The following is a 13,671-nucleotide window of genomic DNA, read 5'->3' as shown; positions in this document are numbered from 1 at the left end:
ACGACATGAAACTATTGCGCTACGGCGAAAAAGGTTCGGAAAAACCCGGGCTGTTGGATGCCGACAATCAGATCCGTGACCTCTCGGCCCATGTGCCGGATATCGCCGGGCAGGCCCTCGGCCCGGACAGCCTGGCAGCGCTCGCCACCCTCGACCCGCGCAGCCTGCCGCTCGTGGCCGGCCAGCCGCGCATCGGTGCCTGTGTCGGGCAGGTCGGCAAATTCATCTGCGTCGGCCTGAACTACGCCGACCATGCGGCCGAGTCGAACATGGAGGTGCCGAAAGAGCCGATCATCTTCAACAAATGGACCAGTGCCATCTGCGGGCCGAACGACGACATCCAGATCCCGCGCGGCTCGCTCAAGACCGATTGGGAAGTCGAGCTGGGCGTGGTCATCGGTAAAGGCGGGCGCTACATCGACGAAGCCAATGCCATGGAGCATGTCGCCGGCTACTGCGTCATCAACGATGTGTCCGAGCGCGAATGGCAACTGGAGCGCGGCGGCACCTGGGACAAGGGCAAGGGCTTCGACACCTTCGGCCCCCTTGGGCCGTGGCTGGTGACGCGGGACGAAATCGCCGACCCGCATACGCTGGACCTATGGCTGGAGGTCGACGGACACCGCTATCAGAACGGCAATACCCGTACGCTGATCTTCAGCGTGCCGCAACTGATTGCCTATCTGAGCCGGTGCATGAGCCTGCAACCAGGGGATGTGATCTCCACCGGCACGCCGCCCGGCGTCGGCTTGGGCATCAAGCCCAACCCGGTGTTCCTGCGGCCGGGCCAGACCATGCGCCTGGGGATCCAGGGCCTGGGCGAACAGCGCCAGGTCACGGTGCAGGCGGACTGAGGGCTGGGCCCGCTCCCACAGAACGATTCCGGATGCACGCGGATATGGTGTCCGCTGTAGACCCAATGTGGGAGCAAGCTTGCTCGCGATAGCGGTGCTCCGGCCTGGCCTCACTTGGGTTCAACACGCCTGACACGCTTCATCACCACCACAAAAAACACCGGCACGAACACCACCGCCAGTGTGGCGGTGATCATCCCGCCGATCACTCCGGTACCGATGGCCTGCTGGCTCGCCGAGCTGGCGCCCGTGGCAATCGCCAGCGGGACCACCCCAAGGATGAAGGCCAGCGAGGTCATGATGATCGGCCGCAGGCGCAGGCGTGCAGCCTGTAGCGTGGCGTCGATCAGGTCGTGACCTTCGTCGTACAGGCTCTTGGCGAACTCGATGATCAGGATCGCGTTTTTCGCCGACAGACCGATGATGGTGATCAGCCCGATCTTGAAAAACACATCGTTAGGCATGCCGCGCAACGACACGGCCAATACCGCGCCGAGCACACCCAGTGGCACCACCAGCAACACCGAGGTCGGGATCGACCAGCTCTCGTACAGCGCCGCCAGGCACAGGAACACTACCAGCAGCGACAGGCCCAACAGAATGGGTGCCTGGCTGCCGGACAGGCGTTCCTGCAAGGACAACCCGGTCCATTCCTGGCCCAGGCCCGTCGGCCCCAGGGCCACCAGCCGTTCGATTTCGGCCATGGCTTGTCCGGTGCTGTAGCCCGGTGCCGGTTCGCCGGAAATGCTCACCGCCGGATAACCGTTATAGCGGGTCAATTGCGCCGGCCCCTGGGTCCAGTGGGCCTGGACGAATGCCGACAACGGGACCATTTTCCCGCTGTTGTTGCGCACGTGGATTTTCAGCAGATCCTCGACCTGGCTGCGCTGGTCGCCCTCGGCTTGGACCACCACCCGCTGCATCCGCCCCTGGTTGGGAAAGTCGTTGATGTAGGCCGAACCCACTGCCGTGGACAACACGCTGCCGACGTCGGCAAAGGAAATGCCCAGGGCATTGGCCTGCTCGCGGTCGACTTCCAATTGCACCTGCGGCGCCTCCGCCAGGGCGCTTTCACGCACATTCATCAGCATCGGGCTTTTGTCGGCGGCGGCGAGCAATTCGCTGCGGGCCTGCATCAAGGTGGCATGGCCGAGGCCACCACGGTCCTGCAAACGGAACTCGAAACCGCTGGAAGTGCCCAGGCCATCCACCGGCGGCGGCAGCACCGAGAACGCCATGGCATCCTTGATTTGACCTAGGGCCAGGTTGGCGCGGTCGGCAATCGACGCCGCCGAATCCTCGGCGCCGCGTTGCGACCAGTCCTTGAGGGTGGTGAAGGCCAGGGCCGCATTCTGGCCGCTGCCGGAAAAGCTGAAACCGAGAATGATCGTGCTGTCACCGACCCCCGGTTCGCCGGCGTTGTGGGCTTCGATCTGCTCCACCACCTGCACCGTACGATTCTTGCTGGCACCCGGTGGCAGCTGGATGTCGGTGATGGTGTAGCCCTGGTCTTCCACCGGCAGGAACGAGGAGGGCAGGCGGCTGAACAGCACGCCCATGCCCACCAGCAACACGCCGTAGATCAGCAGATAACGGCCGCTGCGTTTTACCGCATAGGCCACCCAACCTTGATAGCGCTCGCCGAATCGGTCGAAACCACGGTTGAACATGCCGAAGAATCCAGTCTTGGCGTGGTGATCACCTTTGGCGATCGGTTTGAGCAAGGTCGCGCAAAGCGCCGGGGTCAAGGTCAGGGCGAGAAAGGCCGAGAACAGGATCGATGTCGCCATCGACAGCGAGAACTGCTGGTAGATCACCCCCACCGAGCCCTGCATGAACGCCATCGGAATGAACACCGCCACCAGCACCAGGGTGATGCCGATGATCGCCCCGGTGATCTGCCCCATGGCCTTGCGTGTGGCCTCCTTGGGCGACAAGCCTTCCCGGGCCATGATCCGCTCGACGTTCTCCACGACGACGATGGCGTCGTCCACCAGGATGCCGATGGCCAGCACCATGCCGAACATGGTCAGCACATTGATCGAAAACCCCAGCGCGAGCATCGTCGCGAAGGTGCCCATCAGCGCCACCGGCACCACCAAGGTCGGGATCAGGGTGTAGCGGATGTTCTGCAGGAACAGGAACATCACCGCGAACACCAGCAACATCGCCTCGCCGAGGGTGTAGATCACCTTGGTGATCGAGACCTTGACGAACGGCGACGTGTCGTAGGGAATCTTGTATTCCACGCCGGCCGGGAAGTAGCGCGACAGCTCGTCCATCTTGTTGCGCACCAGGGTCGCGGTGTTCAAGGCGTTGGCGCCCGGAGACAGTTGCACGGCCACGGCAGTGGACGGCTTGCCGTTCAGGCGCGTGGAAAACTGGTATTCCTGGCTGCCGATTTCTACCCGTGCCACGTCGGCGATGCGCACCGTCGAGCCATCGGGGTTGGCCTTGAGCACTATGTCGGCGAACTCTTGCGGTGTGTTGAGCTGGCCTTTGACGACGATGGTCGCGGTGATTTCCTGGGTGTGGCGGCTCGGCAAATCGCCCAGGCTACCGGCCGATACCTGGGCGTTCTGCGCCACGATGGCTGCGTTGACGTCGGCCGGAGTCAGGTTGAAACCCACCAGTTTCTGCGGGTCGATCCAGATCCGCATGGCCCGTTCGGCCCCGTACAACTGGGCTTTGCCGACACCGTCCAGGCGCTTGATCTCGTTCATCACGTTGCGCGCCAGGTAGTCGCTCAGAGCTACGTCGTCGAGCTTGCCGTCGCTGGAGGTGAGGGTGATCAGCAGCAGGAAGCCAGCGGAGACTTTGTCCACTTGCAAGCCTTGCTGGGTCACCGCTTGCGGCAGGCGCGACTCCACGGCCTTGAGGCGGTTCTGCACATCGACCTGGGCCAGTTCCGGGTTGGTGCCGGGTTGGAAGGTCGCGGTGATGGTGGCGCTACCCAGGCTGCTCTGGGACTCGAAATACAGCAGGTTGTCGGCGCCGTTGAGTTCTTCCTCGATCAGGCTGACCACGCTTTCGTCCACGGTTTGCGCCGAGGCACCCGGGTAGACGGTGTAGATCTCGATTTGGGGCGGGGCCACGACCGGGTATTGCGCCACCGGCAGTTGCGGGATGGCCAGGATACCGGCCAACAGGATGAACAGCGCGACCACCCAAGCGAACACCGGACGGTCGATGAAGAACTGCGGCATGGCTTAGTGTCCTGCCTGTGGCCCGGGAACCTGGGCGAGGGGAAGTGGGGTGTCATCGACCTGGACCTGCTCACCGGGACGGGCGTGTTGCAGGCCTTCGATGACGATGCGGTCGCCGGGTTTCAAACCTTGCGTGACGACCCAGCGATCGTTTTGCGCGGCGCCCAGTTGCACAGGTTGCTGGCTGACCTTCTGTTCGGCGTCCAGCATCAGCACCTGGGCAACCCCGGCGCTGTCTCGCAGGACGGCCCGTTGCGGCACAGTGATGCCCTGGCTGTTGACCGCCTGTTCCAGGCGCACGCGGATGAAGCTGCCGGGCAGCAGGTCCAGGTCGGGGTTGGGGAATTCGCTGCGCAGGGTGATCTGGCCGGTGCTCGGGTCGACGCTGAGGTCGGTGAACAGCAATTTGCCGGGCAGCGGATAGGGGCTGCCATCGTCCTGAATCAACGTGGCCTTGGCCTGGTCCTGGCCGACCGCTTGCAAGAGCCCTGCGCGAAAGGCGCGGCGCAGGTCGTTGAGTTCGCGGGTCGATTGCGTGAGGTCGGCGTGGATCGGGTCCAGTTGCTGGATCAACGCCAACGGCGTGCTTTCGTTCTGCCCGACCAAGGCACCTTCCGTCACCAGGGCGCGACCGATACGTCCGGAAATCGGCGCGGTCACCGTGGCGTACCCCAGGTTCAGTTTCGCCCGTTCCACCGCGGCCTTGCTGGCAGCGACATCGGCGGCGGTCTGGCGCACGCTGGCCCGGGCGTTGTCGTAATCCTGGCCACTGATCGCTTTGTCATCGATCAACTGGGCGTAACGTTGTGCCTGCAAACGGGCCTGGAACGCATTGGCTTCGGCCTTGCGCAACGCCGCCTCGGCACTGTCCAGGTCGGCCTTGAATGGCGCCGGATCGATGCGAAACAGTAGCTCGCCCTGTTTGACGTCGTGGCCTTCACGAAACACCTGTTGCAAGACTACCCCGGCCACCCGCGCCCGCACTTCGGCTACCCGCGGCGCGGCGATCCGGCCACTCAGCTCGTTGCTGATCGACAGTGGCCGGGCCTGAACGGTTTCGATACGCACGCTTGCCAGCGGGGAGGAGGCGTCTGGGGTCGAGGCGCTATCACAGCCACTGAGCAGCAGCGCGCCGACCAGCAGGCCCAGTGTGATGAAAGGATTCTTGGACATGGTGCTTCCCCACTATTGAGCCGCCCATGGTAGGGATCGAGGCCAACGGCAGGGGTGAAGCTTTGTAGGCCCTCTGTGAAATTGTGTAAGCACCCCAGTGGTCTGTTTCAGGGGCCACTAGATCCGAAAATGCCCCACCAACTGCTGTTGATGGTTGGCCATGGCATGCAACGAGTGGCTCGCCTGCGACGCTTCTTCCATGCGGCTGGTCAAGGTTTCGCTGATTGCGCGAATGTCGCTGACGCGATGGCTGATGTCTTCCACGACAGCGCTTTGCTCCAGGGCGGCGCTGGCGATCTGTTGGTTCATGTGTTCGATCACTTCCACGGCGTCGCTGATGTGTCGCAGTGCCGCCTGGGTCTTTTCGACTTGAACGACGCTGTCCCTGGCCTGTTCGCGGCTCAGTTGAGTGCTGTGCACGACCTCCTGGCTCAACTGTTGCAACGCCTCGATCACCGTGCGTATCTGCTCGACCGAGTTCTGGGTGTTGCTGGCCAGATGGCGAACTTCGTCAGCCACCACCGCGAAGCCGCGTCCCTGTTCCCCCGCCCTGGCGGCTTCGATGGCGGCATTCAAGGCCAGCAGGTTGGTCTGCTGGGCAATGGCGCAGATCACGTCCAGCACCTGGCCGATGTGTTGACTGTTGCCGTCCAGCGCCTGCACTTGTTCAAGCGTGGTCTCCAGGCGCCGGTCCAGGCTGTCGATACTGGTGACCGCATTGGCGAACAATTCACGCCCCGATCGGCTGGCGTTTTCGGCGACGCTGGCGGCATCGGCTGCCTGGTGGGAGTGACGGGCCACTTCCTGGGCGTTGGTGCTCATTTCATGCAGGGCGGTCGCGGCCAGCTCGACTTCCCGGTACTGCGTGTGCATGCCTGCGCTGACTTCCCGGGCCACCTGCGCCGACGTATCGGCGGTGTCGCGGGTGTCCAGGGAGGCTTGCTGGATATCGCGGATAATGGGCTGCAATTTGTCGAGAAAGCGGTTGAAGCCCTTCGCCAGGTGGCCCAATTCATCGTAGCGGTCGTTGGGCAGGCGTTGGGTGAGATCGCCGTCGCCCTCGACAATGGCGTCGAGCATGTGCGCCACCCTGAGCAAGGGGCGTGTGACGCCGTAGGCCGTCAGCCAGATAAGCAATAGGCCCAGGCAACTGGCGAGCAAGCCCAGGCTGAGGTTGAACCAATTGGACTGGCGACGCTTGTCGTCCAACTGGGCCTGCATTTGCAGGGCCGGCGCTTGCACAAGCGACTCAGGCACGCGTATCTGCAATTGCCAGGGCGTATTGGCGGGAACGGTTTGCACGGCTTGCTGGACGTCGATGGAGATGCCGTCAACCGTGCCGCTGTGGCCGGCGACTTGCCCTGATGGGGAAAGAATGTTGATCTCGCTGTGGCCGGGGTACAGGTCGTTGGCAAGGCTGGCGGCGAGTTGCTGGAGGGTATCGAGGCTGATGTCCATGCCCACCACGCCGATGACGTTGCCCTGGTCCAGCAACGGTATGGAGATGCTGCTCATCAAGGTCTTCTGGCCTTCGACCTCGATCGCGTAGGGCTCTGTCACGCAGGTGCGTCCCTGGGTCTGCGGGCAGACGTACCAGGCGTTGGCCGGCTCGCTACCCGGTGGTGCGGTGTTGGCGCTGATCTGGGCTTCGCTGAGCACCTCCTGCACCAAATGGCCGGGTTGGCTTTGCGACCAATATAGGGCAAAGCGACCTTTTTCATTACCGGCCAGATCGCGTTGGCCAGTGAAACCGCTATCTTCACCGACCAGCGCGTCGGGAAGCAGCACCACGTAGAAACCGAGGACTTTTTCGCGGTTCTGAAGGGCTTGGCGGGTTGCGGCGATCAGGTCCCGGCGCAGTTGCCCTGGCGTCAGTCGCCCGTTCCACGCTTGGGCGCGCAGTTGCAGGACCTGCTGGGCAAAATCCTCCCCATAGATCGCCGTTTCGCTGAAAAAGCGTTCCACCCGTTGACCGTGGGCCAGGCCCTGAGCCTGCAAACCTTCCAGGGCCGAGCGCCCCAGCAGTTGACTGCTCTGCTGCTTGAGCAGCGTTGCGCCTTGCTGGTTCTGATACAGGGAAGCGCCGGTCAGTGCCCCGACGACGGCGAGCAGGCACAGGCCACTCAAGAGCGTGATCCGCCATTGGATAGAGAGACGAGCGAAAAACATGCTGAAGTTTCCTGCGCTTAGGGAATTTTATTGTTCTGTGCCCAGCACTGTTTGAAGGACGGGCGAGGCTATCTTGCGGCAGCAAGCGCCTGTCGGTTATCCCGAATCGGCAGCCGTTGTGCGCCGGCATTGGGCAATGCGGTTCCGCCAAGAAAACACAAAACCTGTGGCGAGGGAGCTTGCTCCCGCTGGGCCGCGAAGCGGCCCCTCTTTTCTGGGCCTGCTGCGCAGTCCAGCGGGAGCAAGCTCCCTCGCCACGGGTTGTTGTTTGGTCCAGGGACATGGTCAGCGTTACAGCATTGGACTGACCTGTTTTGGGGCAGCGCTTTGGATGCTGCCGTTTTGGGATAGCGAAGGGTTTTGGCAAGGGCCTAGGATCGAATCCAGCGTGCAAGCAGAACAATAAGCTTTTGGAAGTCGGCGAAGCTGGCCGTCCCCGATCCAGCAACAACTGCCTCATACAATAAGGTCAAGAACAATGAGCGTATCTTTCCCGATCAGCAGCTCGACGGAGTTGAAACGCGGCGCCTTGGGTGTCGGTTTCATCATCTTCTTTGTGATTTCGGCGGCGAGTCCCTTGAGCGTTATCGCCGGCGGTTTCCCCATTGGCATCATGCTCGGCAACGGCGCTGGCACACCGGCATTGCTGATCCTGGCCTTGTTGGTGTTACTGGCGTTCTCGGCGGGCTACACCGCCATGTCCCGCCACATGACCAACGCCGGTGGTTTCTATGCCTTCACCTCCCGCGGCCTGGGTGGCTTGGCCGGCGGAGCGGCGGGGGTGCTGGCGATGTTCGCCTACAACATTCTCCAGGTCGGCCTCTACGGCATGTTCGGCGGCGTGGTCAGTGGCACGATGGCCAGCGTCTTTGGCCTGGACTTGCCCTGGTGGACCTATTCGCTCCTGGCGATGGCGAGCGTCGCGATTCTTGGCTATCGCAAGATCGACCTGTCGGCCCGGGTGCTGTCGGTAGTGGTCATTGCTGAGTACCTGGCGATCCTGACGCTGGATTTCGCCATCCTCAAGACCGGCGGTGACAGTGGCATCAATCTCGATTCGTTCGAGCGCAGCCATGTGTTCAGCGGCACGCCGTCCATCGGCTTGCTGTTCTGCTTCGCGGCATTCATCGGCTTCGAGGCCACCACCATCTACGGCGAGGAGGCCAGGAACCCGCACCGTACGATTCCCATTGCTACCTACAGCTCGGTGCTGTTGATCGGTGGTTTCTATGCCCTGTCGGTCTGGGCGATGGTGATCGGCGTCGGGGCCGACAAGATCGTGCCGACCCTGCAGGCGCTCCAGGATCCGACGACGTTCATCTACGGCATGTCTGATCACTTTGTCGGCCCGCACCTGACCCAGATCATCCGCGTGCTGTTCATGGTCAGCATCTACGCCGGGCTGCTGGCGTTTCACAATGCCGCGGCCCGTTACTTCTATGCCATCGGCCGTGACGGTTTGCTGCACAGCCGGTTGGGCACCACCCATCGCGTGCACCAGAGTCCGCACATGGGCTCGGTCCTGCAAAGCCTGATCGCGGCGGTGGTGGTACTGATCTTCGCCGCGCTGGACGCCGATCCGATCCTTCAGCTGTTCGCTTGGTTTTCCAACCTGGCCACGCTGTGCGTGATCCTGCTCATGGCGCTGACCTCAGCGGCGGTGTTTGTCTATTTTCGCGCTCATCCGGAGCTGAAGCTGGGGCTCTGGCGCGGTCGGATTCTTCCGGTCTTTTCGTGCCTGGCATTGCTGGCGGTCCTGGCCCTTGCGGTGATTCATTTCGACGTGCTGACCGGCGCCAGCCAACTGTTGTCCTACGGCCTTTGCGCCGTCATTCCCGCCGCGCTGATCGTCGGCGTGTTCCTCGCCGCCCGATTGCGCAAGTCCTCGCCCGAGCGGTTCATGGCGTTGGGCAGCCACAAGCTCTAGGGCGCCACGCGACCACGTCAAACCACACAAAAAACTGCGCTGTCGTTCGGGACGGTTCGGCAGCGCGTGAAAGGAAGATGCTATGCACGATTATCAAATGCTCATCAATGGGGCCCGGGTCGACGGCGAAAACGGCCACTTCGATGTGGTCAATCCGGCGACGGGCAGCGTGTTCGCCCGCTGTGCGGCCGGTTCCCTGGCCCAGCTGGACCTCGCCGTCGAAGCGGCACAGTCGGCCTTTGTCGAGTGGCGATACAGCAGCCATGAAGATCGCCGCCAGCGCCTGCGGAGCATTGCAGCGGACATTGAGCTCGACGCCGATTCGTTGGCCCGGCTGATTGTCCTGGAGCAGGGCAAGCCGCTGGAACTGGCGTTCTTCGAAGTGATGGGCGCGGTGGCCTGGACGCGCTATGCCGCCGAGCAGCAGATCCCTGTGGAGTTGGTGGAAGAAACCCCAACCCAGCGCATTGAACTGCACCGCAAGCCGTTGGGCGTCGTTGCGTCGATCACGCCCTGGAACTGGCCCTTCATGATCGCCGTCTGGCACATCATGCCGGCGTTGCGGGCCGGCAACTGCGTGATCAGCAAACCGTCGAGCCTGACCCCCCTGAGCACTTTGCGCCTGGTGGAGATCATCGCTCGCCACGTGCCTCGGGGCGTGATCAATAGCGTGACCGGTGAACAAGGATTCGGCAGTGCGATCACCTCCCACGCCGGTATCCAGAAGATTGTCTTCACCGGCTCCACCGCCACCGGCCAAAGCGTGATGCGCGGCGCTGCCGGCAACCTCAAGCGCCTGACGCTGGAGCTGGGCGGCAACGATGCCGCCATCGTGCTGCCAGGCACGTCGGTCGAGGCGGTTGCCGAAGATATTTTCCAGGCCGCATTCCTGAACATGGGGCAGACCTGCGCCGCCCTCAAGCGCTTGTATATCCACCAATCCCAGTACGAGGCCTTTGCCGAGGCCCTGACCGTTATCGCCAGGCGTCAGGTGGTGGGTGACGGCCTGGCGCCGGGGGTTACGTTTGGCCCGGTGCAGAACCTCGAACAGCTGACGCTGGTGGAAGAGCTGGTGGCGGATGCCCGTGCCCAGGGGGCGCGGGTGTTGTGCGGCGGTGCTCGCCTGGACCGCCCGGGCTTTTTCTATCCGCCGACGCTGGTCGCCGATGTGACCGATGGCCAGCGCCTGGTGGACGAGGAACAGTTCGGTCCGGTGTTGCCCCTGATCGCCTATCAGGATGTCGAGGATGTCCTGCGCCGCGCCAATGCCGGCGACATGGGCCTGGGAGGGTCGGTCTGGGGCCGCGACAGCGAGCAGGCACAGGCCCTGGCCAGTCGCCTGGAATGTGGCATGGCCTGGGTCAACTGCCATGCGCAGATCCAGCCGAATACGCCGTTTGGCGGCAGCAAGATGTCCGGGTTCGGCGTCGAGTTCGGCCTTGAAGGGTTGCTGGAGTTCACCGGCCAGCAACTGCTGTACGTACGCAAGCGTGAAACAGAGTGAGGAGTACAACCATGTACGAGCAATACAAGACAGCACAAAAAAAATTCTGGCACCCGATGAGTTCTTCGGCGCCGGCGAACCGGTCCAAGACGTTGATCATCGCCCGTGGCGACGGTAACTACATCACCGACATCGACGGCCATCGCATGCTCGATGGTGTCGGCGGCTTGTGGAACGTGAACGTGGGCCATAACCGGGCTTCAGTGAAGGCAGCCATTGCCGCGCAGTTGGACGAACTGGCTTATTACCAGACCTTCGACGGCATCGCTCATCCGCGGGTGTTCGACCTGGCTGAGCGGCTGACGTCGATGTTCGCCCAGGAAAACATGGCCCGGGTGTTGTTCAGTTCAGGCGGTTCCGATGCGGTCGAGACGGCCCTGAAAATGGCCCGCCAATACTGGATCGCCAGCGGCGAGCCAGGGCGCACGCGCTTTCTGTCATTGCGCAATGGTTACCATGGCGTGCACATGGGCGGCACCTCCGTGGGCGGCAACGGGGTGTATCACTACAACCACGGGCCGCTGCTGGCGGGCTGTCATCTGCTCGATACGCCGTGGCTGTACCGCAACCCCTGGGACTGCCGCGATCCGGAAGAACTGACCGCTCACTGCATTCGTCAGTTGGAAGACCAGATCGCGCTGCTCGGCCCGCAGACCATTGCCGCGCTGATCGCCGAACCCGTGCAGGGCGCTGGCGGCGTGATCGTGCCGCCGGCGCACTACTGGAAGGGGCTGCGCGAAGTCTGCGACCGCCACGGCATTTTGTTGATCGCCGATGAAGTGGTGACGGGTTTCGGCCGCACCGGTTGCATGCTCGGCAGTCGTGGCTGGGGTGTCGCCCCCGACGTACTGTGCCTGGCCAAGGGCATCACCGCCGGTTACATCCCCATGGGGGCCACGGTCTTCAACCAGCGCATGGTCGATGCCATCGAGAACGGCCCTGGCTTCAGCCATGTAATCATGCACGGCTACACCTACAGTGGGCACCCGACTGCCTGTGCGGCGGCCCTGGCGGTGCTGGACATCGTCGAGGCCGAGGATTTGCCGGGCAACGCCGGGAAGGTCGGTGCCCAGTTGCTGGAGCAACTGCAACCGTTGACCGAACGCTATGCGGTGGTGGGCGAAGTGCGCGGCAAGGGCTTGATGATCGCCGTGGACCTGGTGGCGGACAAGGCCACGCGCGAGCCGCTTGACCCTGCTACGGGCCTGGCCTCGCGCATTGCCGAGCAGGCGCGCCGCGCCGGCGTATTGATGCGCCCGATAGGCAACAAAATCGTGATGTCGCCACCGCTGACCCTCACTTCTGACGAGGCCGCCATGATGGCCGGTGCGCTGGACAGCGCGCTTGCCGACTGTCGTTAGCCCGGCCAGCCGGTGCCGCTTGCGGTGCCGGCTCCTGCATATAAAAACAGCCTATAAGGGCGCATCACAAGGAGCTCCAGCCATGCGAAATCTATCGCGTGTGGGATTTTTCGGCAGTGGCCTTGCCTGTACGCTGGCGCTCTGCGCTGCGAGTCAGGTCCAGGCCTATGAGTTGTATGCCGATGACGACACTCACCTCAACGCCGACATGCTGGCCGTGTTCGGTCATTTCAACAGCCGCAAGAACTACGACGGCAGGCCTGGTGGTTCAACCTGGCGCGAAGGCTTCATCAAGTATGGCGTCAGCGGCGACCAGGGCCTGGCCGGCCATGGCATCGCCTACGGGGCGTTCAGCCTGGTCAGTTCCGCCACCTGGGGCGACGGCGACGCGGCCGGCAATACGCTGGGCAGCGAGCGCACGACGAAGATCGAAGACGCTTACCTGGGTTGGCGTTCCGCCGATCTGTTCCCTGTGTTGGGGCAGGACGGTGTCGATATCTCCGGCGGCCGCCAGGTGGTCAAGCTCGGCAGGGGATTCTTGATCAACGATGACGGGCCGAACCTGGGCAAGGGGCCTGCCGATGGTCGCTTGAATCGCGGTGGCGCCTATTACCTGGCTGCCCGGCATGCATTCGATCAAACCGCCGTATTACGTCTGGGCGGGCAGGAGGGGCTGCATGGCAGCGTGGTGTGGCTCAAGTCCGATAACCGTGCCCAGGCCGAAACCGAACTGGCCGCCGGCACGCTCGATTACACCGCCAAGGTGGGCACGTTGGGGCTGACCTGGATACATGGCCTCGACGTCAACGAGCAGTGGGCCAGCGATTTCCAGAAGCAACGCAAGGGCATGGACGTCTACAGCGTCCGTGGTGAAGGCGACGCGGGCATCGAGAACGCCAGCCTGGCGTTCGAATACGCTTGGCAGGACAAGGACGCCGGCCCGCAGAACGCCTGGTACGCCGAGGTCGGCTACACCTTTGCCGATCTCGCCTGGGCACCCAAGCTGACGTACCGCTACACCCGCTATTCGCAGAAATGGGATTCGCTGTTCACCGGGCAGAGCACGGGTTATGGCACGTGGTTCCAGGGTGAAGTCGCGGGCAATTATGCCGGGCCCTTCAACAGCAACACGGGCATTCATCATGTCGGCCTGACAGCCAAGCCGCTGGAGAACATGACCCTCGGTGCGTTGTACTTCGATTACAACACTGTGCGTAAAGACAACGTCCTGAACCTGGATGCCCGTGAGCTGGATCTGTATGCCGAGTGGGCCGTCAACGAGCATCTGATCATCACTCCGCTGATAGGCCTCTACAAGCCGGATCGGGATGCAACGACCGGGGGCAATCAAGTGGCGGGCAATGGCACCAACGTGTACAGCCAGGTGACGGTGGCCGTGCCGTTCTGAGGCAGGAGTGGTTCGATAAACCCTGTGGCGAGGGAGCTTGCTCCCGCTGGGTCGCGCAGCGGCCCCTCT

General features: G+C 63.0%; 7 protein-coding genes and 2 pseudogenes. 5 read left to right on the top strand and 4 right to left on the bottom strand.

Going from position 1 to position 13,671, the window contains the following annotated elements; translation table 11 throughout:
• Window positions 1-5: 5 nt before the first annotated feature.
• Entirely contained in the window at window positions 6-854 is an 849-nt protein-coding gene (locus tag BM300_RS01250; protein ID WP_092221787.1) for an ureidoglycolate lyase, read from the top strand.
• 110 nt (window positions 855-964) lie between these two features.
• On the opposite strand, the gene BM300_RS01245 is transcribed toward BM300_RS01250, so the two are convergent.
• The 4 genes and pseudogenes from BM300_RS01245 to BM300_RS31570 all read right to left on the bottom strand — a co-directional run.
• Complete coding sequence (locus BM300_RS01245) at window positions 965-4,060, bottom strand: efflux RND transporter permease subunit (protein ID WP_092461747.1); 3,096 nt, start codon at window positions 4,058-4,060, stop codon at window positions 965-967.
• Window positions 4,061-4,063: 3 nt separating this feature from the next.
• Complete coding sequence (locus tag BM300_RS01240; protein WP_092142078.1) at window positions 4,064-5,233, bottom strand: efflux RND transporter periplasmic adaptor subunit; 1,170 nt, start codon at window positions 5,231-5,233, stop codon at window positions 4,064-4,066.
• Window positions 5,234-5,350: 117 nt separating this feature from the next.
• Window positions 5,351-5,947, bottom strand: a pseudogene (locus tag BM300_RS31575) (methyl-accepting chemotaxis protein); the annotation flags it as partial.
• A 261-nt stretch (window positions 5,948-6,208) separates the two neighbouring features.
• Window positions 6,209-7,402, bottom strand: a pseudogene (locus tag BM300_RS31570) (HAMP domain-containing protein); the annotation flags it as partial.
• 478 nt (window positions 7,403-7,880) lie between these two features.
• Between BM300_RS31570 and BM300_RS01230 the strand changes: the two are divergent.
• From BM300_RS01230 to BM300_RS01215, 4 genes are all read left to right on the top strand, one after another.
• On the top strand, window positions 7,881-9,329 hold the full coding sequence (locus BM300_RS01230) for an APC family permease (protein ID WP_092461743.1): 1,449 nt from the start codon (window positions 7,881-7,883) through the stop codon (window positions 9,327-9,329).
• Window positions 9,330-9,411: 82 nt separating this feature from the next.
• Window positions 9,412-10,833, top strand: a complete 1,422-nt coding sequence (locus BM300_RS01225; RefSeq protein WP_092461741.1) for an aldehyde dehydrogenase family protein — start codon at window positions 9,412-9,414, stop codon at window positions 10,831-10,833.
• Window positions 10,834-10,844: 11 nt separating this feature from the next.
• Window positions 10,845-12,194 carry an aminotransferase class III-fold pyridoxal phosphate-dependent enzyme gene (locus BM300_RS01220; RefSeq protein WP_092461739.1) on the top strand — a complete coding sequence of 450 codons (1,350 nt, stop codon included), beginning with the start codon at window positions 10,845-10,847 and terminating at the stop codon, window positions 12,192-12,194.
• A gap of 82 nt (window positions 12,195-12,276) precedes the next feature.
• Window positions 12,277-13,602, top strand: coding sequence for an alginate export family protein (locus BM300_RS01215; protein ID WP_092461737.1), 1,326 nt, complete (start codon window positions 12,277-12,279; stop codon window positions 13,600-13,602).
• Window positions 13,603-13,671 lie beyond the last annotated feature (69 nt).

It is taken from the genome of Pseudomonas sp. NFACC46-3 (genome assembly GCF_900114515.1).
Classification (GTDB): Bacteria; Pseudomonadota; Gammaproteobacteria; order Pseudomonadales; family Pseudomonadaceae; genus Aquipseudomonas; species Aquipseudomonas fluorescens_Q.
Note: the sequence above shows the minus strand (reverse complement) of the source record. Positions and strands in the feature narration are given on the sequence as shown.

Bases quoted from the DNA above. Each gene is read 5' to 3' on its own strand.
- BM300_RS01250 (WP_092221787.1), top strand. From the start codon at position 6: ATGAAACTATTGCGCTACGGCGAAAAAGGTTCGGAAAAACCCGGGCTG.
- BM300_RS01245 (WP_092461747.1), bottom strand. From the start codon at position 4,060: ATGCCGCAGTTCTTCATCGACCGTCCGGTGTTCGCTTGGGTGGTCGCG.
- BM300_RS01240 (WP_092142078.1), bottom strand. From the start codon at position 5,233: ATGTCCAAGAATCCTTTCATCACACTGGGCCTGCTGGTCGGCGCGCTG.
- BM300_RS01230 (WP_092461743.1), top strand. From the start codon at position 7,881: ATGAGCGTATCTTTCCCGATCAGCAGCTCGACGGAGTTGAAACGCGGC.
- BM300_RS01225 (WP_092461741.1), top strand. From the start codon at position 9,412: ATGCACGATTATCAAATGCTCATCAATGGGGCCCGGGTCGACGGCGAA.
- BM300_RS01220 (WP_092461739.1), top strand. From the start codon at position 10,845: ATGTACGAGCAATACAAGACAGCACAAAAAAAATTCTGGCACCCGATG.
- BM300_RS01215 (WP_092461737.1), top strand. From the start codon at position 12,277: ATGCGAAATCTATCGCGTGTGGGATTTTTCGGCAGTGGCCTTGCCTGT.